The sequence below is a fragment of the Paenibacillus sp. V4I7 genome, assembly GCF_030817275.1.
Taxonomy (GTDB): domain Bacteria; phylum Bacillota; class Bacilli; order Paenibacillales; family NBRC-103111; genus Paenibacillus_E.
Genome location: NZ_JAUSZD010000002.1, coordinates 4,948,038 through 4,969,995, shown reverse-complemented (window position 1 = coordinate 4,969,995; position 21,958 = coordinate 4,948,038). Strand labels below are relative to the sequence as shown.

The window sequence follows — 21,958 nt, the reverse complement described above, 5'->3', positions numbered from 1 at the left end:
GGTTTTATGCAGTCATTAAAAGAAATATTCATGTGGAGGCAATTAAGAAAAACAGAAGAAAATGAAAACTAAATTAACTGCGTATTAGGATGTGATGATGATTACATATTGGCCCGATAGGTCCTTCAACACCTAGTCGATCATGAATAAAGTCGGCTGTTTCCGCCATACCTTCATAAAAATCGTTTTCATCGTCATTTTTCCCTTTATTAGCCAAGCTTGAACACCTCCATAATTTATCGAAGATAGTTTACACAGAATTAGGAATTTTATCCAAACGGTTTATCCAAAGGTGGCTACGGCATGAATGTGTAGCAATGAGAATTTTTGATAATCCAACCGATAAAAATAAAGCAATTCGTATTTACGTAGATCAATATGAAAACAGGTTGACTATATAACATCGCCAAAAAAGGCGGTGGTTTTTTACATTAAAAAGGGGGTCGAGCGGGAATGAGATAAAGTTCTTGTAGTAGCAAATGTCCGGCGACACAAACATGTGCGCATAATCGCGAATGAACTCGGCCCGTATAATCGATACAATACGGTTATTTTTTCCAACATATGGTATTATTGCTTTGAAGAAAGATTGATAAACCTTAGACAAATTAATGGGGAATCCTAATTTATTGGAGTTTAGGCTTATAAACATTACTTTAGCGTCAAGCAAGATAGCATCCCAATTAAAAAAAGACATAAAGGAGATAGAGATATGACGGAATTCTGGGAATCAAGTTTTATAGAAAAACAAACGATGTGGGGATTTGAACCTACAGACTCCGCAATCGTGACAAAGGACTTTTTCCTTGAAAGGAATGTTAAGGACATACTAGTACCAGGTATTGGATATGGCAGAAATGCAAAGGTTTTTATTGACAATGGAATAAATGTAACAGGTATTGAGATTTCAAAAACAGCGATTGATTTGGCGAGGCAAAACGGGCTTGATATTAGTATTTTTCATGGTTCAGTAACTGACATGCCTTTTGATAACAAACTCTATGACGGTATATTTTGCTATGCACTTATTCACTTATTGAATAATCGTGAGAGAGATAAGTTTGTTAAAGATTGCTATAATCAGTTAAAGCCAAATGGATATATGATTTTTACAACTGTTTCAAAAAAAGCCCCAATGTTTGGAAAGGGTAAACAATTGGATAAAGATTATTTCGAGATAATGGAAGGCGTAAAAATGTTTTTTTATGATTCTGACTCCATAAAACAAGAATTTGAAAAATATGGACTGGTAGAGTTTTCAGAAATTGACGAGCCAAGTAAGAACATGAATAATAAACCTCCAGTAAAATTTATAATTGTAAAATGTAAGAAAAAACTATAAAGATAATCATATATTTTCAACACTTTTCTAAACACAGCCTTATAGAAAAAAGTATCCCACTGAGTACGAAAAAAAATAGTCATTACGGAGAACGATAGTGAAGGAACTTGCCTCGCGGCAGCTCCTTTTTTTTGTTCATTCAAGTGACGGGCAGGATAGTTCAAAATCAATTGCGGGGAACCGTATCACAAGTAGAGCGAAATTTAGGCCTTAACCGCTTGAGGTCTCGGGAGTCGCAAGCGGTTATTATTAATTACCCGCGAAGACCGTCGCATAGGATCGACACGACGCGGTCCGGGAAAGTCTCGCCGTCCCCGGTAGCCTGCAAGATGCCGATAAGCAGGATTTTGATATCCTCAAAGCGAGCATCAGCCCGAACGGAGCCGCTTTGTTGGGCGCGAGCGAGAAGATTGTCAATCCCTCGCCAAAAATCCTTCGCAACCTCCGAATGTCCAGCGTCTATATTCAGACTGCTAACAAGGGCATCGGTGATCGCCTTGTTTGAAATCCCCTCGCGTATGATTCTTGCAAAATAATAAAAGAACGCTTCTCCCGGATCGTCGTGGTAAAGCAATTGATTTGCTTCTTCGATAAGACGCGTTTTGTGGCTGACAATGACGGCCCCAAACAAATCTTCCTTGGTCGGGAAATGCCGATAGACAGTGCCCACGCCCACACCAGCACGTCGGGCGATTTCATCCATCGAGACGGAGATGCCTTCGGTCGTAAAAACCCTATGGGCGACATTGAGCAGCTTATCCCGATTTCTTTTGGCATCTGTACGCAATGCTTTCTCGGGAGGCGTGGCGATGACGGAATCTGTGGTGATACCGTCATCAGCTGAAATATTCTTTTTAGACATCTTGGGATAACACCTCTTTATAAATATTACATCACTGAAGATTTATTGACAAACGGAGAGTGTTCTCCGTATAATCATAAACGGAATGAGTTCTCCGTTTATGACGGGGAGGTAATTCGCGATCGATTCAAGTGTGACCCCCGAAATGTTCAAACCCGAAGGTCGTAATTGCAATTTAATGAAAAGGAGAATAAAAATACATGCAAAATTCACCGAGCAAAAGCGCGCTGTTGGTCATGGATATGCAAAACAGCGTTGTATCGCGGTTCGTAGACAGCGAGAAGGCACTGCTTCCGTTCCAAAAGGCTATTGAAGCCGCACGCAGTCACGCTATTCCCGTTATTTACGTACGAGTCGCATTTCGCGCTGGATATCCCGAGATTAGTTCTAGAAACAAAATGTTCGCAAGTATTGCCAGTCGGGCCGGAAAAGCGGCGGCTCCGGAAGCGGCGATGCAAATTCATGAATCCGTGCAGCCTCGGCCGGACGAGCCGATTGTGACCAAACTTCGAGTGAGCGCGTTCGCCGGAAGTGACCTTGAGGTAAGGAATTTGAGAGTAAAATCTAATACATTTAATTATTCCAATTGAGTCCATTCTTTTTACGTTAAGAGTGGCTTTTTATATGATAGATATGTAAATCCTTATGATTCCATGATTCATTGCGGTGAGTCGTAAAACAAGTAAAAAGTGTATTCAACTACCATGAAAGAACTGATTAACTTTCATGCTCTGTGGTGCAGTGCAAGAGATGCATGGATGGCTAACGGGAAACAATAGTTGAACAAAACAAGGAGCAGTTCTGCCTCGAAAGATTCTCCTTGTTTTTAGTAAGCTAAAGGGCAGGATGCTTTCAATATGTGTTAAATAGTGGGACAGAAATCTACGATAGTATAGGGGAGACGCATAATGAATATAAGGGTTGATCAGCAAAATGATTCTAAGGTAGCCATTGTAGAAAGTTCCGATATAATAATACGAAATGTCCAGGATGCTTTGGACTTAATGGCGTCCATTAAATTTAATCATGATAGCTATAAGATCGTTGTTCGCCAAGCCAACATAACGGAGGATTTTTTCGAATTAAAGACAAGATTAGCGGGTGATATTCTACAGAAGTACGTGAACTATCATATAAAGTTGGCGGTTGTAGGTAATTTCAAAGTTTATAACAGTAAGAGTCTTAAGGATTTTATTTACGAGTGCAACAAAGGGGAACAGGTTTTCTTTCTTGAAGATGAACAGTCAGCTATTCAAGTTCTACACGCATTACGCTAACGGAAACGTTAGTTCAATAAACATAAGGGAGAAGGCTGCCGACAGCAATGGAACGGCAGCCTTCTCAGCTAAACGGACAGCATCGTAACTCACTATTTATTTGATTGAACATACTTAGACTGAGTAAATTCCCGAAATAATAGGCAGTGCTAATGGAAAATGATTTCCAGAAGGTGAATGCTTATGTTTTTCCGGAAATTCGTAGTAACGATTGTATTCTTAATTTCGGTATTTCAACTGGCTGATCCAGTTTTTGGTTCAAAGCAGGTGCCGGCGAAAGTTTCATTTATGAGGGATGGCAACGTGTGGGTATTTGTGAATGGTACGGAGATTCAGGTGTCGAAATCGGGAAAGACGATGGGCCCGGAATGGTCAGTTGATGGAAAGTTAATCTCCAGTTATTATGAGATGTTTTTGTAATATTTTCTCATCTTCAAGGCAGCAGCTTAAATCCGTATAATACTCGTATCACACAGAACCCAATCCCCATAATTAAGCATCATCAAACGATGATGCTTTTCTTATGCTCTGAGAACGTGTAGGAATCATGGCATAGTTTCGGGATTGAGAGAAAGTCGTCAATAAAATAGGAAAGATATTCCTTTGAAGTTTCTCTTTTTTTTATTCATTTTTTTCATGTAACATTAAGTTATTGCGAGAAAGTTGTAAGAGTTTTAAAACGAATATTAAAAGGAGGACTGAAAAAATTAAATTTCCTCTACAGGAATATTTGTCCAATAAATTAATGTATAATATCCTATGCCTGTACAAAAAACGATAGGGGATAATCATGCTACAATCAACCTTAGGTATTTCCACACTTTCCTTTTTTATGGTCGCACTTTTATGTCCCATTCTTATTTGGGGGCTACGGACGTTAAAACTTACCCAACCAATTAGAGCGGAATTACCTCCTGACCATCAAGCCAAACGTGGAACTCCGTTAATGGCGGGTCTTGTACTTTTAACAGGCATATTAGTAACCACTCTGACCAGACCAGACCCATTAACATTATTCCTTAATACCACCTTCATCTTATTCAGCATAATAGGGTTTATTGATGATTTTAAAAAGGCTTATTTTCAAGACCCTTCTGGTGTTTCAGGAAAAACAAAGCTAGTCCTTCAGTTTACTTTTACTGGTGTACTCCTTTGGTATCTGATTAGTACATATTCCCTTAGTCCGAACATAACAATATTTGGTGATTATTCATTAAAACTTCCCTTTCTATTTTACTTAATAATAATGGTGCTCTTTATTGTCGGTTCAGCAAATGCGATTAATTTTACCGATGGATTAGATGGTTTACTTATTTCTGTAGCTATTCCAACATATTTTTTCTTCTTTATAATTTCTGACAAAATAGGCGTTCAAACATTCTCATTGGTAATGATTGGTTGTTTATTAGGATTGTTTTTCTATAATATATATCCTGCTAGAGCCTTTATGGGTGATACTGGTTCTTTGGCTATTGGTGGTTCTTTAGCTTTTATGGCTATAATTGAAAAAGTTGAGATATTAATTCCCATCTTATTTTTTATATATTTATCTGAACAACTATCAGTTATTTTACAGGTTTGGTACTATAAAAAAACCAAACTTCGTATTTTTCGTATGGCACCTATCCACTATCATTTTAGCCTGAAATATGGTTGGAGTGAAAACAAAATTGTTATGATATTTGGCTTCATTTCATGGGTATCTACTTTGATATGTTTGTTGTTATGGAAATTTATGTTTTTAGAATAATAGATGTAAAGCATCTAAGTCCCGTTCGGATTGGGCAAATCCCTTACTGCTGCGGATGATATCAAGTAATCCACGGATAAGCCAGTCGATGAGTCAATAGATTAAACTCAATTGTTATTGCACTAACGCAGAACGTATGTTTAATTTTGTTTTGGAGGTTAGTGTTTAAACAGATTCCAATTTGCTGAATTTGTACATCTGAAAAATACTGGATTTTGATGGATGTCAGGATTGAGAGGGAGTTTTAAATGCCTAGGAGGGAAGTTTCAGCTGGTGGGTTGCAGAAGAGACCAATATCATTGGGAAGATAATTGAGCCACTTTCAATTATCTTTTATAACTATGAGCATCCAGAGCATGGATTAGTAAATAAAGAAATCCATTATTTTTTGGTCGAGGCTTCTCAGAGGGCTCTCAAAGCACAAAACGAGGAGATAAACAGCGTAGATCGGTTCAATACTGCTGATGCCTAGATGCAACAATGTCAGAATGGTTATGACAACAATATTGAAGTACTGCATAAAGCTCTTGAACGCTTAGGAGTCAAATTATAGGTAATATTTCAACAAAAACGATAGTTAACAATAAGAAAAAAAATGGCTACCGAGGATTGCTCGGCGGCCTATTCCGCTCCCTCGGTATGATTTGATTTTCTCACTCAAGCTCGCGTATTCGCAAAGAAAGAGAGTTCATTTGGTAAGTTTATTCGTTAGAAGGTGTGCGGGAACAGAGGTGGAGGTGGCCTCACCCAATTAATTCCATATGCTGCACGTATTCTCCACGATGCCCTTAGCGATTTTCACTCCCATGTCGGGGCGGGTCTAAGCCCTCTCATTCCTTCGTCACATCTATCTAAGGGGTGGAGGTCGGTCTTTCTAACGGAACGGGTCGGTGCCCTTTTGCGTAACATATCCCGATACTCTGTGCTTTCTTTGTCCTCCTGCGAATACGCCAACTTAAGTGAGATATGGTCTAGTTTTAAGCTGCTATTACAAGGATTTTATTTGGGTTGTATGCTTCCTGACTGCGTGCCATCCCAACTAAAAGTCGAGCTAATTTACCGCATAACTTCATGATAGACTTCATTTTTTTAAGCTTTTTAACTTGGACGTTATGGTGATGCAAAGCCTTAAATTCTTGGTTGCTCATGACCATGCACATCGTAATTAAATAGAGAAAATGTCGAAGGCGTGGACGCCCTCGTTTATTCAATGTCATCTGACCTTTACATTTCCCCGAGCTTGCTTCGGTCAGATTAAGACCTGCATGACGCAGTAGTGTGTTACCGTGGGCAAAACCGCTTAGATCACCTGACTCCCCTAAAACGCCAGCTAAAGAAATAGCACTCACACCTGTAATCACAAGGATCTTGCCCGCATAGGGGATACGATCAAGCACGTCCTTGACCTCGTTATCAATTCTATGAAGCTGCGTGTTGGCTAAGTCATATTCCTCAAGAAGATGGTTAAGATGGAGCTTGTAAGCGTGTGTTGCCTGCTTGGAACCAACAGTCCGCTTGGCCAGTTCGATGAGTAATTAGCCCTACGCACACCTGAATGCCGTTTCATGGACTTCTTCCAACCCGCAATAACATCAGTAGACTCTAATTTACATAAATCGGTGGGGAGAGGAAACAGGCGAAGGGTTACCAATGCACCCTTGCAAGTTAAGATTTTAAAAACTTGTCTAAGTTCAGGGAACACAATGTCTACCCAGCGTGGATCTGATTCACTGCACTTACAAGTCGTTTAACAACCGTTTCTCGATTTGCAATCAGGAGCGAAGCTCTTCATATTCTGCGGAATGGAAACGGACAGGTGAATAATAGCCGTTTTTGACCATGTCTGCAATTACAAGGGCATCCTTTTTATCACTTCTAGATCGAGTATTGCCGCGGTTTTCTTTGTTCTTCTTGACCAGGTAAGGGTTAACAAGTACGAAGTTAACGGCTCTAGCAACGTGGGTCTCCTGAGCGATATCTACACCGACAACAAGGTGATTAACGGTAATGTTTTCAATGAGTTGATTTTGTTTGTATTGTGACTTAAACTTCATAGTAGAGCGACCTCCTGATGTGGGATTTTAAGGGCTGTAGACCCGTTACTTACTCCCATCGTACAGGAGCGCTCTTTTTTATATTCAAAGTCCAAATTATTCGTTCCACAGGAATTCTAACGCATTTTGAGTAGAGAAGAAAAGGCAATAGGGCGAACTAACCGTCCTTTTCTTCATTCCACGATTAACAGTAATATTTTACCAAAAAACTGTTCGACAAAAACTTTCACAATTCTGTTATAATTCGGTAAGTTCAATTTCCCGAGGAGCAACGTTGATGATAAAAGAACTGATTGTGAACGTTTTTATAGTACTATTGCCGATTTTGGCTTATCAATTGGTTTTTATGGAAATTCGACCCTTGGAAAAAAGGAGCCATCAACAAATTGTGATCGGCCTTTTTGCGGGAATTACGGGCATTTTGTGCATGAACTTTCCTTTGCATCTTAGTGAAAGTCTTATTCAGGTAGATATGCGGTGGATTCCTTTCACAATCGGTTTTTTGTACGGAGGCATTTTGGGGGGCGGGATTTCAGCGTCGTTGATTACGATTTATCGGCTCTCCTTGTTGGCGGGATTTTATTCTAGTCTAGGATTTTTGATAGCCTCATTGCTCATCGCGGCGCTTTGTATTTTGTTGGAAAATAAATACACGCAATCTGGACGTTTTCAAAAAATTGAAATCGGTGTTGGACTGATTTCTTCCGCTAACTTTTTAAGTCTCTGCCTATGGTATTTTTTCTCAGAAAGAACCTTTTTCGGTTGGGGATTTTATGCGGTGTTATTTTCATTTTCCTGGTTGTCGATTGTGCTTACTATTAACGTCATTGAAATTATCAGAGAGAATTTTTCTTTAAAAATGCAAATGCAGCGTTCCGAAAGGTTTGCCCTCATAAGCGAGATGGCAGCTTCCATCGCGCATGAGGTTAGAAATCCGTTGACGGTCGTCCGTGGTTTTCTTCAGCTTGGAAAGAGTTCAGCTGACCAAAAGCTTCGCAGGTACATGGAAATAGCCATTGCGGAGTTGGATCGGGCCGCATCCGTACTGAGCGATTACTTGGACTTTGCGAAACCGCAGTTAAATAATGTCGTTAAAATTAGCGTTTCAGAAAAAATGACCAGCGTTTTGAAAATCGTTTCGTCGTACGCATCAATGAACCGGGTGGAGATAATCAGCGAGATTGGTGAAAACCTGTACGTAAGCGGTGACAAAAGCAAGCTCAAGCAAGCGCTGCTCAACATTTTGAAAAACGCTATCGAAGCTATGCCTGACGGAGGGACGCTTCATGTAGAGACATGTTCGTCGGGTGGAAAAGTGAGTGTGTTTGTTTCCGATTCAGGGGAAGGAATGACTTCAGAGCAACTCCAAAAACTCGGAAACCCATTCTATACGACGAAGTCACAAGGAACCGGTTTAGGGCTGATGGTGACATTTCGCTTGCTGGAGGCGATGAACGCCACGCTGAAGTACGAGAGCGAGCCCGGAAAAGGAACGAAAGTGTGTATCGTCTTTCCGGAGGCTGAATGAACTGAAGAGGAGACAGCCCGCATTCGCGGGCTTTTTTCGTTGCCAGAAAAAGAAACGGATCGGCTCCGCTTCAAGACCTCAATCAAGGTTCTTTGCGAGGCACATCAGCACTTCAGCAAACTATAACTTCTCCAAGGCCCTGCAAGGCCGAGCGGTCTGGACCGTCCATAGCAATGGCAAGCTGACTACGAAGTCTTGTTTTTCCCTCGACCCAACTCTGCGTTAAGCCTTTACTTCATCCCTCTCTCCAGCCCGAACTTCGCCCCCGAACTCCCTAATGAATACAAGGATATATTGGATTAGTAAGTCTAGTAGCAGACCTGTATAACCCTTTGGTCGTCAAATGTTAAGCTAACGAAGAACAACGCTTTTTGGAGCAGTTCCGTTAGCTTGATGCATTCGATCGTAAAAACCGAACCGAGTTGCTTTTTTGGAAAATCAGGACGCGACAGCTCGGCTGCCTGGTTTCGGCATACCGCCGGAAGGGGCTTTTTTGCGTTAGCAGTATTGCCTGGCCGGCGCGACTCCCGCTCAGCGGGTAGCGCAAGCGTGTCGGCGAGCGCAGAATTCAACATGGATTCTTGTCGGGTGACAAGAACCTATATAATTCAAATAGCAATTCCCAATTTGTGTATATATACAGGATGTGCGGACATAATATTTTTAGCAAACTGCGGTCAGGAATATGACCAGGCAAAATCATTCGAGAATAAAATGGGGAGGCGCTAAGTTTAATGTCGAATAAAAAAAGCTACTATGCATTTGAGGATCCGTTTGGCACCTCAATTGAATTTCAAGCCACTAGCTTACAACAGGCCATGGTCATTAAAAAGAAGAAGGCCCAAGAACTGGGGATTCCTAAAGAGGCTTTTGAACTCACAGGCGTACGCAAGAAACCAAGCCAGAGCGCATAGCCTGACTTTTTATGAAGGAAGCAAACATTGTCGATTGGCTTTAGATTTAGAATGCGTAAAGCTTATCTTCTAAATAATGAACTGCATGTTTGTGACACAGAATGTTTGCGACATATAGGACACGAAAACTATTCTTCTGGTGTCGGGGGACAAAAACATATAAACGTTTCATTGACAAATGTCAGATGACAAGAAAGCGTACCGATTCAAACCCGCATAATAGGCGGGTTTTTTAGTTTATCGGAATAGATTCTTGTCACAAACCAATGACAAGAAAGTGTACGGATTCCTGACAATTGGTTCAAGAACAATAGTATTAGACTAGGAAACAAATGTAGACTAGCATTGCGCCATTAAGCAAACGCAGCACGTGTTAGTTACATACACAACCTAATTGAGGCTGCCGGCATGATCAGCAGCAGCTGTGCGATCAAGCAGCAGCCATTCCTCTTCACAGATAGAGTCCCATGACTGCCGCAAGCAGTATAAGGGTGAAGTCCGACATGTTCTCCATGGAATCAAGCCAACCGATTCTTTTCATGCCGAACAGACTGATGTTAAAGAATTGAAGGGGGATCTCCCTCGCCAAACCTATCAGTTCTATGGGTAGGATGGAGATATTAAAGTTTTTTTCCAAGTTTGGAAAAATCGATGCCGATTCAGTGACGGCAATCAGTCTGCGGAGTTGGATTGAAGCTTTTTTTAATTTACCGTGATTGCTGCCGATTGGGCAAGTAACACTGGACGAAGCGAAGTATGCCGATATTGGATAAATAAACGATAATATAGACAAAGAATGAGTAGATTAGCTTCCAGCCTTTGTATTCATACACGTGAAACTGAAGCGAAATCCACTCCATTCCTGTAGTCAAGAGGGAAAAAAGCAGGATGTGTCCGGTGAGAAGCCACCCTTTAAGCTTCTATTTATCATAAAAATAAAGACAATAGTAGGCCGCTGGCGGATAGGTGAAAATATTCAGAATCAAATCAAAAATCTCGTATTTCGAGCTGTCATTATATTTGTATAATTCAAAGGGAATTCGGCCGATATCAAAATCGATCGCGTAAGCCTAACAAATTCTGCTTTGGTATAGCCCCAATCGGCAAAGGTCATCACAACTACAAATAAGCAGAAGTAAACTACTTTCATCAGTTAATAAAAACGGAATTAGTATGGCACAGTTTTAAGAAACTATGATTATTGAAGTAACGCAGAACTATTTGTTTTATTGAGTACTTAGTCTAACTTATTTTGTTACAATTTGAGGTAGAGTTTCGGAAAAGCAACGATTTTCTATGGATATTGAGGGAATGTCGATTTATTAAACAATTAGAAATTATTGTGTCGGCAACCCATTAGGTACATAATACGGAGGGATTTTAATCCACCCACGTTTACGCATTAAGGTTTTTAATGAAGCACCGAACTTCAATTTCTCTGCTTGAAATTTAACAAACATCATACCCACATCATTACGCACAGACTGCACAGCACCAGTTGCACACATCATATAATTGGCGACAACTTTAATAGAAAGTGCATTTGCAATTTCATCATCAGTCAGTTTTACACCCATTGGAATAGAATTTGGTTCTGATTTTGGTTTTATTTCAGATACTGGGGGTAGAGTCACACCCTCTTGTATCATAAGATCCCTTAGTTCTTTTGATTGTGCTCTTGCTAACTCCATTGATCCATGAAGTGCATCCAAAAGTTCGTTATCTGTTGTAGTATTAAGTCCAATTTGTACATTCGCGATTTCTTCTTCAAGCATGGTTAAGTATGTCCAACAAGTCATTGCTTCCCCTATATGTAAAGGTGGCTTTGGTTCATCATCAATGAATGTTTTCATTACATCAATTATTGCTTCAAATACACTCGTCATTTTTACACCGTCCTTCGTTTTTAATTAGTTTGCATTTAGTATCCTTCAATTATACAATGTTGGGAATTTATGTGTGAAATCAAAAACATCCAATATTGAACTCCCTCGCTATGTTTTGATTTTCTCACGAAAAGCTCGTGTATTTAAAGGATTTCATCCCCCATAGAATTAGTATACTCCAGGCGGTAAGATGCAGATTAGCGACCCGTGGTATGGCCATCCATAATTCACCGAAGCAACTGGTTAGGACCATTCCATAAGCGTTTACTAATTACATCAACTATTATGATTATTATTAAATTCACCCCACTGCAATACCAGAAATCCCACCATACAAGACTATGAAGCACTCCGATTATTTGAAGAATAATGTTAACGCCAAATATGACAGCTGCAGAAAATATGTACTTCAGCCAACTATATTTCCACTTTAGTTTCAACACCCACACAGAGAAGATGCTGGTAAACATCCCAAATAGTGATGAAAAAGCAGTTGTATCATGAGAACGGTTTTCGAACCAACCGAGATTATAATATCTACTGTTGAATAACGAGATGGGGACAAATTGCATAGTACAAAGCGCCCAAGTGATAAAATATAGTGTCAAAGAGTGAGAGATCCCTTTTAACGGACGCATAAGCCGTGTAAACCAGGCTTTGGCAAAACCATAATATACCAACAATCCAAAGGCCGTGTATTCAAACCGCCACCAATAATGACGATAAATGCCCAATTTTAAGAATAGCCATTCGATCCCCACTATTAGCCCTGTAATAATAGCGATCACAATCCAGTTCAATCGAAATACTGCTATTAATGTGGCTGTTGCAGGCAAAGTTAGTAGATTCGAAGCAAGTGCCCCCATATTGTTATCATAATAAGCATCGCGGGAGATGATATTGGGATCATACTCATAGCTCCCCAGCAATACATAAATGATGTACTCGATCGAATAACCTATTCCGACCATCCCCAAAAACAGGAGCAGACTCCTGTAATTTTTAGTTTTGAAATAAACATAGAAGAGAAGGATGAGACTTAACGTGCTCAGTCCTAAATACCAGAGAGAATTAAAATTAAGCGGCAAAAAAATTCCTTGGGTCATAAGGAGTACCTCACTGTTAATATACGCTGTTGTTATTATATCCATTAAAATTGTAAAGTTATCCCACGAGGCCCTCGTCGCTTGGATGAACGAGCTATGTCATAATGATGATAAATTTGAGGTGTTAATGATGACGAAATGAAAAAAAGATCGAACCAATGACAATCACAATTAGGCGTGACATCGACATATAATGCAGGGATTCTATAGGAAAGGGGAAGTCCATTTGTATTATAGAACATATGACGAAACTAGTGCCGCAGAATCTGCGCTTCACCTTTTGAACGGGTTGAGTTTTCGCCCAAATGTAATGCAATCGCCTTATCACGGATTGCAGGAATCGCTTCAAATTATTCGTGAATTCGTGGCTGGGGAGCGCAATGCTGAATCATTCTACCAGAGGCTTCTTGAACTGGCGCCATCCGAGGAAGACCGCATCTTGATTTCTTCCATCCGCGAAGCTGAACGAGAACATATACAAATATTTCGCGAAATTTATTTGGCCTTTACAGGACGGGAAGTCACGGCGACTGTTCCTATTACCGTGTACAAGGAACCGAAATCGTATGAGGATGGATTGAAGCAAGCCATTTTCAGTAAGTGGAAAACGGGCCAGAGAGGAGGAAACATTCTGGCTGCCATGCCTACAGGATATTATCAGAATTTACTTGCCAAAATCGCTATTGATAACGTTACTCTTGTTTCGAAATTGAATTATTTAATCACAAATCTTCGTCATTATTGAACCAACAAACCAAAACTGAACCTTTGAACTGTATGAGGACAAGAAGTTTGAATGCTCTTCAGCCAACTTCTCTTTAAGTTATAGAGCAAATATCAAATTAAATATAACCGTGCTTAAACATAAAATAGAACCTATTTATATAAGTAATGTAGGAGTTATAATACTAAATATATAAGTAATCATGGCAACCGTTCAGTGGACGGTTGCTATTGTACATTTGTTCCGAAGGGGAGAGAAAATGACAATGAACAAGAGGCAAATATTTTTCTCTTTGCGCCTGAAGTTTTTACTTGCATTTACGTTGTTTATTGTGGCTCCCATTTTATTTATGATGTATCTTTACTTCGTTCAATCTGACAAAATATTTATGAGACAAATGACCGACACACAAACCCAGGTTCTAAAGAGGGTTACGGATCGAGCCGACGATATGCTGAACCGGACTTTAAATGTTTCGAATTTGCTCACGAACGACTATGATGTCTTGCAATTGCTAAGAAGTTCGGGGCAGTCGGATTTAGATGATTATCCTACCTACCAGAGGGTAATTGGTCTACAGAGCAAGATGGACAACCTGATCTCATATATTTTGGACAACCATGCCATTGTTGCGGTTTATGGATTTAATGGCAGCATCTATGCGACCAATCAAGACGAAGTGATTCTTAAAGTGATACCGGATTATGTGAAACAAGCCAGAGAAAAAAACGGTGCTCCAGCTTGGGACGTGAACCCTTCTCTGAGAGTAAAAGGACTTGAGGGTAACCAAGAAGGGGGCTTTATTACCATGGCCCGGTTAATTAAAGGGGAGACGACAAAGGGGTATGGCTTAGTTTTTATTGCATTTCCAATCAAGGAAATGTTTCTCGTTTCCAATGGGTTAGAGAAGGATTCCCCTGCCCAATTCCTGATATCCGATAAAAACCGTTTGCTGTGGGGACAAAATGATTTGTGGAACAGGACTGAATCGGGAGAGGAACGATCCACATTCATACAAACCTTAAAAGCAACCGGCTGGCAATTGCAATGGATCCCCATGCAGGAACAATGGATGCAGCAGTTGAAAAACGTACGTTCCACAACGACGTGGAGTGTCATCGTTTTATTCGCATGTTTTCTTTTCATCTATGTCATCTTTACCCTTCGTTTGATGAAGCCTATTCGCTCGCTCGTGCAGGCAATGGGGAAAGCAGCATTCGGCAATTTCGAAAATCCCGCATTGGCAGGAGGAAACGATGAAATCGGGCTTCTGAGCCATCACTTCAACCGTATGCTTTCGAGCTTGAAAGAGATGGTTACGACTCTTCGAGAAGAGCAGCAGCTTAAAGAGGAAGCAAGGTTTCATGCGCTGCAAGCTCAGATTTCTCCCCATTTCCTGTTTAACGCACTCAATTCCATTAAGTGGCTGGCTGTATTTTCGGGTGCTAAAAACGTTGGGGATATGATTACATCCCTTGGTATTATGTTGAGCTACAGTATGAAGCAGGAGAGCGAAGTTGTCACACTGAGAGATGAGCTTGATTTTATACAACATTATTTTTCGCTGCAAAAAATTCGGTTTAACGATAATATAGAGTTGTCGATTCGTGTTGATGAAAGTCTATTGTCTGCTCGCATTCTTAAATTCACCCTTCAACCTATTGTGGAAAACAGCATCATCCATGGGAACCGTATGCCTCTAATCATCCGTATTACGGCTTATCATGAAGATGATTTGTTGTTTGTTACCGTTACAGATAATGGACAAGGGCTGTCTGAGAGAAAGCTTGCCGATGAAGCTCTTGAGAAATCCGATCCTATAAGGCAAGGGAAATATAGTGGAATCGGACTTGAGAATGTTCAAAGTCGGATTCGCATGCATTTCGGGGAACCCTATGGGCTATTTATGCACAATGGCATGGATACTGGAGCGGAGACGGTTATTAAGCTGCCTTGGAAGCGGATGGAGGATCCAGCATGACGAAGCTTTTATTAGTGGAAGATGAATTTTTGGTGAGGCTCGGACTCAAGACGTTTATTCCTTGGGAGGAATTTGGCTTTGAATTGATCGGCGAGGCAGTGGATGGATTGGATGCGCTTACCATTCTTGCTGAAAAGCCATGTGATCTCTTGATTACCGACATTTCCATGCCGAATATGGATGGTATCTCGCTGATGGAACGGGTGAAGGAATTATATCCGCACATCAAGATTTTAATTTTATCCAACTATAATGATTTTGGGTATGTAAGGCGGGCCTTGCAGCTTGGAGCTTCCGACTACATATTGAAGCTAACTATGCAGCCGGATGATCTTCAAACCAAGCTGCAGCAAATGCAAAAGGAAATAGAGAACGAACGTAAAAAGCAGGAGGAAATGTTACTGCTTAATCGGACTACGGTTCAATTTCGTCAAGAAATCACCATTGACAAGCATTTGCGTGATCTCCTGACCATGCAATACTCAAAGAAGGAAGCGGATGATCTCTCAGAGGAATATGCGAATCTACTTCCCCCATTTCCATGGACGGTTTCGATGATGAAAATTGACCGATACGAGTCTGTTGTCGATGAGAATCGCTTTAAGAGTGAAAAGCTGCTGCGTTTTTCCGTGATGAATATCCTTCGGGAAATTATGCGCAAATATAAGGCAGGACACATTGTGGAAATGGATGGAGGGCGTTTCGGTATGATCTCCGGTATGGGGGCGGAGCCGATGCTTCAAGAGATGACGGAATGTATACACCGCTATCTCAAATTGGCTGTCTATTTCGGTACTTATGCCCCTGTTGAACGAGCATACGACCTGCATGAAGCATGCAAGTTTGCCGATGAAGCGCTTTTGGTGAGATTTTACAATGACTCGAGCCGTGTCATTCACTATAGGGAGCAAATGTTTGCAAACCAAGCTTTGCCTATTTCATCACAGGATGAATGGCTTGATATGATGGCTCGGCAAGACAAAGAAGCGCTTCAGAATGCTATAAGAAATATGGCGGAGGCTTATTTAGAAGACGGAGTACCTAGACCTTATCCAGATTTGGCCAGAGAACGTTGGCTGCATATTGTCCATCTATTCGAGGTGTTCCTTCAACATAAAGGAGGAGACTTATATTCAATCATGCCTTACGAAGGGAAGTATCCTCATCATGTCGTGAGGCTATCTGAGTCCATACAAGAAATAAGCGAGTGGTTGATTGGATGGATTTCAGTCTTCTTCGAGCATTTGCGCGCAAGCGCGGTTCATCAGCCTCGCCCGGAAATTAGGGCCGTTCAAAGAATGATCGAAGAAAAGTACAGTACTTCCTTTAAAATGTCCGACTTGGCAAAAGAAGTTAATTTTACGGAACCGTATTTAAGCTCCTTATTCAAGAAAGAAACCGGCGAAACAATGATCGATTACATGATTCGTATACGAATGAAGAAAGCCAGGGAACTGCTCAAGGATGCCAATGTTAAAATTTATGAAGTTGCGGACGCGATAGGCTATTCGGACCCTAATTATTTCGCCAAGTTGTTCAAAAAAATTGAAGGCATATACCCGCAAGAATATCGGAAGCGCTATATTCATTAAAAGTAGATAAAACAAGACAGGTAAGATCTTAAATGAATTCATTACGCAGGAAATGATCACTTTGCTATGCTAATGATGTTCCAAACGGATGAAAACAAGTGAGAGGGGTTTTACCAGTATGAAGAAATCGATCTATTCCGCACTATCACTCACAATGGCATTTAGTTTGATGCTTTCCGGCTGTGCAAAAGGCGACAACCCATCAAGCTCATCTCCCGCTGCAGCAACGACTGCAAGCTCCGCAGTTCCCAAGAAAGCCGTCAAACTTAAGATGTGGGGCGGCATTCCTGAAGAGAGCGGACCCAAGGACGTGGTCACGAAATGGAACAGTGCACATCCTGATATCCAAGTGGAGTATACACGTTACGTGAACGACGATAGCGGTAACACGAAGCTCGATACGGCTCTTATCAGCAACTCCGATGCTCCGGACATCTTCTTCAGCTATGGAGAAACGAATTACAATCGCCGAGCGAATGCTGGCGTCACCTATCCGTTGGATGATTTGATTAGCAAATATAAGCTTAATGTGGATGATCTTATTGGCAAAGATAATGTCGTCCCGTTCAAAGGGAAAACGCATTACTTACCGGCCATGAAGCTGTTATCTTCCGTTATGATTAATCAAACGGCTTTGGAAAAAGCGGGAGAGAAGATTCCGGCTCAAGGATGGACCTGGGACGACTACATGGCCCTTGCTGAGAAGCTGCATACACCGGACCAGAAGGGCAGTTTTATCAAGGTTCCAGACGATAATATGGTGCGTTTTGCTATTCTTGAGAATAAGCCGGTGGATTCCTACTATACAGCGGATGGATTGTCCACCTTCGACAGTCCTGCCGTCAAGAAGGGCATGGAGTATCAAAAAGCGCTGCAGGACAAAGGATTATCAGTCAAGTGGCCAGAAATTATCGCCAACAAATTACTCCCTCCAAACGAGCTTCTAACCGGTAAATCGGCCATGATTTTCGGAGGTACACATCTGCTAAGGAATGTGAAGGATACGAAAAGCTTCCCGCATGACTTCAAAACCATTTTTGCGCCAGTACCCCAGTTAGAGAAGGGCGGCAAAGTGAATACAGCAGGCTTCAACGACTTCATGTCGATTAACAATACGTCTTCGAACAAAGACGAAGCCTTTCAATTTATCTCCTGGTACTTAACCGAAGGTAATCTTCTCATGATTCCGGGTGGACGTTTGCCATCTTCCAAGAAAATCGATGTGGACAAAGTCGCTGAGCTTATGGTCGGAGATGCAGCAAACTTGATTAACGTGGATTCTCTGAAATCACTAATCAAAGGCGATTATACGTTCCCAGTTCAAACGATTTCTACCGCTTTACCGGAAATGACCAAAATTATTAACGAAGAAACAGAGAAATACGTCATGGGTGTGCAGCCCTTAGACAAAGCCATTCAGAATATGAAGACAAGAGCGGATCAAGCGATTAAGGCTGAAAAAAAATAACGGTTGTGTTAGAAAAGGGACCTGGCGGACTTCAATTTGAAGTCTGCCAGGTCCCTTTTCTAATTTGTTTTCCTACATCTTAAAATTAACGCTGTAACAACCTAAATCACGCCATTCCACTCTGATTCGCTACTGTTTATGATACGGGTATGGGTTGAATATAGCTAAATGAGGTGGCATCATGCGACGAGTGTCCAAACATAACATGAAGGAACAATTGGCGGGTTATTTGTTTATTTTGCCGAACTTTCTCGGCGTTTTTTTCTTCGTCATTCTACCTTTGCTTTTCAGTTTTATGCTGATTTTTGCAGATTGGGATTACTTAAAGGGCTTTGCTGGGCTGAGTTTCGCTGGACTAGGAAATCTTAAAAAATTAATGAATGACGTTTACTTATGGCACGCACTCAAGAACAATTTTATTTTGACAGGTGTAACGGTGCCCAGTGCAATAGCAATAGGTTTGGTTGTAGCCGTATTGCTTAATCGACATGTCTATGCCAAGGGTTTATTACGAACTTTGTTTTTCCTTCCTTATGTCAGCAGTTTGGTTGCCGTTTCTGTGGTGTGGAGCGTGCTTTACAATGCCCAGGATGGTCCCATCAATGCATTCCTAAGATCACTAGGGGTTACCAATCCTCCCGGGTGGTTGGGGAGTACGGCGTGGGCATTGCCGGCTATCATCTTTATGGTCGTTTGGACTTACATCGGATACACGATGGTGCTGTATATGGCGGGATTACAAGGGATTCCTAAGGATTTATATGAAGCGGCTTCGATTGACGGGGCCACAGGGATGAGGCAGTTTTTCAGTATCACTGTCCCCATGCTGAAGCCAACTACCTTTTTGATTGCCGTCACACTTATTATTTCCACCTTTCAGGTCTTTGCTGTTGTGAATGTGATGACACAAGGCGGACCGGTCAATTCGACCATGGTTCTTGCTTATCATATTTATCTCACTGCCTTCCAGAATTATAAAATGGGTTATGCGGCAGCGATGTCCTGGGTTTTGTTCGTCATCATATTTTCGATTACATTGATCCAATGGCGCAGCCAGAAGAATTTGCAGCAGCATTTTTAATGAGGGAGTGGGTTTGTAGTGGTATCTTTGCGAAAATTAAGCGTCACGCTTGTCATGTTGGTTTTGGGTGTAATGGTCTTGATCCCGTTTATCTGGATGATTTCTTCGTCCTTCAAAATCCAAGCTGATTTATTCAAATACCCGATCAATTGGATTCCTAAAAATCCGATTCTCTCGAATTACGAAGAGGTTTGGGGTGGCAAATATAAATTTGCTTTATTTTATTGGAACTCGGCCAAAATCACCTTCTTTACGGTTGTTGGCTCCATCATCACCAGTTCTTTGGCTGGGTTCGCGTTCGCTAAATTGAACTTTAAGGGAAGAGACTTTATCTTCCTCATGTACTTGGCTACGATGATCATCCCCGCGCAGGTGCTGCTTGTCCCTAGGTTTATCCTGTTCGATCGTATTGGCTTGGTGAACACCCATTGGGCCGTCATATTACCGGGAATTTTTACCGTATTCGGAACGTTCCTGATGCGGCAATTTTTCAGCACAATCCCGAACGAGCTTCTTGAAGCGGCAAAAGCGGATGGAGCGGGATTCTTCCGGATCTATTGGCAAATTTGTTTGCCTTTAACGAAGCCTGCCATCGTGACACTCCTCATCCTTTCCTTTACATGGCACTGGAATGAGTATGAGAATCCGTTGATCTTCCTGCGTTCGAGTGAATTGTTCACACTACCGATAGGTCTTTCCAGCTTTGTAGATGAATATGGCGCAAATTATTCATTGATTATGGCCGCTTCTGTTTCGGCGCTGCTTCCTCTCATCATCGTCGTAGCCATTTTCCAAAGAATCTTTGTTGAAGGAATTGCCAGCAGCGGCCTGAAGGGGTAACCGTATCAGCCCCCATAAATGAGGGTTAGATTTAATAAAGGAGTGATACACATGAATGATTATACAAATGATTTTGATATTGTAATTGTTGGGGCAGGAGTAGGCGGTATTTGTGCAGCTTTAGCTGCTTCTAGATTAAATAGTAAGGTGCTGCTTATTGAAAAAATGAGTGAAATTGGCGGGACTGGGGTACATGCAGCTATTGCCTTAGTGTGTAAATTTCGTGATCATCATGGACGGTGTGTGAACACAGGTATCCATAAGGAATTATTCCCACTGGCCTACCAGAACACAGGCTTGACCTTCGACGAGGAAACAGTGCCAAGTTATGATGAACAGGAATTGAAAGAAACCTATCATCGATTAATTCGAAAAGAGAAAAATCTGACCGTGTGGACGGACTGCGAAGTGGATGCCGTGCAGGTGGAAGACGGGAATATTCGTTCGTTGACTATCGCAGGATCAAAGCAAACACGTGTATATGGCCGCGTGTTCCTTGACGGGACGGCAGACGGAAATTTATCAGCATTGGCAGGAGCGGGGTTTCAAAAGGGGCGAGAAAAAGATGGAAAGATGCAGATGGCGACGGTTACTTTCAAACTCACTGGATTCGATCCCGCTCTATTTAAAGTGAAAGATGTCACAAGCTGGGGCTGCTTTTTTTGGCTGGAAGAGACGCTCCAGCCCTATTATGTTGCGATGAAACAGAGAAAGAACAGCACGAATATGCGTCAGGGCGTATTAGCATTCCCCTATCCAGATGGGAAAGCATTCCTATTTAATTCGACTGCGGTAAGCAATGTTGATCCCACCATTCCAGGGTCAGTTGAACGTGCGTTTGAAATCGGCAAAGTTCAAGTGTATGAATTAGTTGAAGCGATCAGGGAGCACCCTGCATTTCGGGATGCGAAGATTGAGACTATTTTTACGAAGTTAGGGGTTCGTGAAGGGCGCAGAGTTATTGGCGACTATATGTTAACCGGAGAAGACTGTCTGCAAGTACGCAAGTTTGATGATATGGTAGCTGCTTGTGCTTATGATGTGGATGTTCATGACCCAGATGGAAATAAAAATCACCAAGAGTATACGACAATTTTGCCGAGTCCGGGGTATTATCATATTCCTTATCGCAGTCTCATCGCCAAAGGGCTGGGCAACCTGCTGTTAAGCTCGCGCTGTATTAGCGGTACATTTGAGGCCCACGCTTCTTACCGTGTAATGTCAGGAATTAGTGCCATCGGCGAAGCAGCAGGAACCGCCGCCGCATTAACTGTCAAATCTGGATTCAGCGATGTTCGTATGGTTTCTGCCGAAGAGATACGTTATATTCTGCAAACCCGAGGCCAATTCATAGAGGGTCCTGTTAAGGAGACACATGTGTTGTGTAGGTAAATGAAGAAAAAGGCATATACAGGGCGCTAAATGATGAACGGTATATGCCTTTTAAATTTACAAACGAGAGTTTTATTGATAAATTGTAAGCGCTTTTATAAATGATGAGGGAGGTGACAGGATAGAACAGGTGTCGAATGATTTTAAATAAATGATTTACA

The 21,958-nt window shown here is 41.5% G+C and carries 18 protein-coding genes and 1 pseudogene; 14 read left to right on the top strand and 5 right to left on the bottom strand.

Going from position 1 to position 21,958, the window contains the following annotated elements; translation table 11 throughout:
* Positions 1 to 73: 73 nt before the first annotated feature.
* Positions 74 to 217, bottom strand: coding sequence for a hypothetical protein (locus QFZ80_RS23495; RefSeq protein ID WP_307553640.1), 144 nt, complete (start codon positions 215 to 217; stop codon positions 74 to 76).
* A 495-nt stretch (positions 218 to 712) separates the two neighbouring features.
* On the opposite strand from QFZ80_RS23495, the gene QFZ80_RS23490 reads away from it, so the two are divergent.
* Positions 713 to 1,342, top strand: a complete 630-nt coding sequence (locus QFZ80_RS23490; RefSeq protein WP_307561304.1) for a class I SAM-dependent methyltransferase — start codon at positions 713 to 715, stop codon at positions 1,340 to 1,342.
* A gap of 253 nt (positions 1,343 to 1,595) precedes the next feature.
* Here the strand turns inward: QFZ80_RS23490 and QFZ80_RS23485 are convergent, their stop codons facing one another.
* Positions 1,596 to 2,204, bottom strand: a complete 609-nt coding sequence (locus QFZ80_RS23485) for a TetR/AcrR family transcriptional regulator (protein ID WP_307553644.1) — start codon at positions 2,202 to 2,204, stop codon at positions 1,596 to 1,598.
* A gap of 200 nt (positions 2,205 to 2,404) precedes the next feature.
* On the opposite strand from QFZ80_RS23485, the gene QFZ80_RS23480 reads away from it, so the two are divergent.
* The 4 genes from QFZ80_RS23480 (at position 2,405) to mraY (ending at position 5,231) form a co-directional block, all read left to right on the top strand.
* Complete coding sequence (locus QFZ80_RS23480; RefSeq protein WP_307561301.1) at positions 2,405 to 2,794, top strand: cysteine hydrolase family protein; 390 nt, start codon at positions 2,405 to 2,407, stop codon at positions 2,792 to 2,794.
* Positions 2,795 to 3,112: 318 nt separating this feature from the next.
* Entirely contained in the window at positions 3,113 to 3,481 is a 369-nt protein-coding gene (locus tag QFZ80_RS23475; RefSeq protein WP_307553649.1) for a DUF4180 domain-containing protein, read from the top strand.
* A 183-nt stretch (positions 3,482 to 3,664) separates the two neighbouring features.
* Positions 3,665 to 3,901 carry a hypothetical protein gene (locus QFZ80_RS23470; protein ID WP_307553651.1) on the top strand — a complete coding sequence of 79 codons (237 nt, stop codon included), beginning with the start codon at positions 3,665 to 3,667 and terminating at the stop codon, positions 3,899 to 3,901.
* A gap of 370 nt (positions 3,902 to 4,271) precedes the next feature.
* Positions 4,272 to 5,231 (top strand): phospho-N-acetylmuramoyl-pentapeptide-transferase, encoded by a 960-nt coding sequence (mraY, locus tag QFZ80_RS23465; protein WP_307442823.1) that lies wholly within the window; start codon positions 4,272 to 4,274, stop codon positions 5,229 to 5,231.
* Positions 5,232 to 6,208: 977 nt separating this feature from the next.
* Here the strand turns inward: mraY and QFZ80_RS23460 are convergent.
* Positions 6,209 to 7,285 (bottom strand): annotated as a pseudogene (locus tag QFZ80_RS23460) (IS110 family transposase).
* A gap of 277 nt (positions 7,286 to 7,562) precedes the next feature.
* Between QFZ80_RS23460 and QFZ80_RS23455 the strand changes: the two are divergent.
* Both QFZ80_RS23455 and QFZ80_RS23450 read left to right on the top strand, forming a co-directional pair.
* On the top strand, positions 7,563 to 8,813 hold the full coding sequence (locus QFZ80_RS23455) for an ATP-binding protein (protein ID WP_307553653.1): 1,251 nt from the start codon (positions 7,563 to 7,565) through the stop codon (positions 8,811 to 8,813).
* Between the two features lie 734 nt (positions 8,814 to 9,547).
* A complete protein-coding gene (locus tag QFZ80_RS23450; protein ID WP_307553655.1) occupies positions 9,548 to 9,727 on the top strand; it encodes a hypothetical protein in 180 nt (59 codons plus the stop codon).
* Between the two features lie 1,337 nt (positions 9,728 to 11,064).
* On the opposite strand, the gene QFZ80_RS23445 is transcribed toward QFZ80_RS23450, so the two are convergent.
* Positions 11,065 to 11,613 carry a DUF3231 family protein gene (locus QFZ80_RS23445; protein ID WP_307553657.1) on the bottom strand — a complete coding sequence of 183 codons (549 nt, stop codon included), beginning with the start codon at positions 11,611 to 11,613 and terminating at the stop codon, positions 11,065 to 11,067.
* A gap of 227 nt (positions 11,614 to 11,840) precedes the next feature.
* A complete protein-coding gene (locus tag QFZ80_RS23440) occupies positions 11,841 to 12,719 on the bottom strand; it encodes a hypothetical protein (protein ID WP_307561299.1) in 879 nt (292 codons plus the stop codon).
* 226 nt (positions 12,720 to 12,945) lie between these two features.
* On the opposite strand from QFZ80_RS23440, the gene QFZ80_RS23435 reads away from it, so the two are divergent.
* From QFZ80_RS23435 to QFZ80_RS23405, 7 genes are all read left to right on the top strand, one after another.
* Positions 12,946 to 13,464, top strand: coding sequence for a ferritin-like domain-containing protein (locus tag QFZ80_RS23435; protein ID WP_307553661.1), 519 nt, complete (start codon positions 12,946 to 12,948; stop codon positions 13,462 to 13,464).
* 244 nt (positions 13,465 to 13,708) lie between these two features.
* The gene (locus QFZ80_RS23430; RefSeq protein WP_307553664.1) at positions 13,709 to 15,424 is read left to right on the top strand and encodes a histidine kinase; all 1,716 of its coding nucleotides are present in this window, start codon (positions 13,709 to 13,711) and stop codon (positions 15,422 to 15,424) included.
* The gene (locus QFZ80_RS23425; RefSeq protein ID WP_307553665.1) at positions 15,421 to 17,016 is read left to right on the top strand and encodes a response regulator; all 1,596 of its coding nucleotides are present in this window, start codon (positions 15,421 to 15,423) and stop codon (positions 17,014 to 17,016) included. Before QFZ80_RS23430 ends, QFZ80_RS23425 begins: the two co-directional genes overlap by 4 nt.
* 118 nt (positions 17,017 to 17,134) lie before the next feature.
* Positions 17,135 to 18,484 (top strand): ABC transporter substrate-binding protein, encoded by a 1,350-nt coding sequence (locus QFZ80_RS23420; protein ID WP_307553667.1) that lies wholly within the window; start codon positions 17,135 to 17,137, stop codon positions 18,482 to 18,484.
* Between the two features lie 190 nt (positions 18,485 to 18,674).
* Complete coding sequence (locus QFZ80_RS23415; protein ID WP_373460145.1) at positions 18,675 to 19,565, top strand: carbohydrate ABC transporter permease; 891 nt, start codon at positions 18,675 to 18,677, stop codon at positions 19,563 to 19,565.
* Positions 19,566 to 19,583: 18 nt separating this feature from the next.
* Positions 19,584 to 20,405 carry a carbohydrate ABC transporter permease gene (locus tag QFZ80_RS23410; protein WP_307561294.1) on the top strand — a complete coding sequence of 274 codons (822 nt, stop codon included), beginning with the start codon at positions 19,584 to 19,586 and terminating at the stop codon, positions 20,403 to 20,405.
* A 51-nt stretch (positions 20,406 to 20,456) separates the two neighbouring features.
* Entirely contained in the window at positions 20,457 to 21,797 is a 1,341-nt protein-coding gene (locus QFZ80_RS23405) for an FAD-dependent oxidoreductase (protein ID WP_307561292.1), read from the top strand.
* Positions 21,798 to 21,958 lie beyond the last annotated feature (161 nt).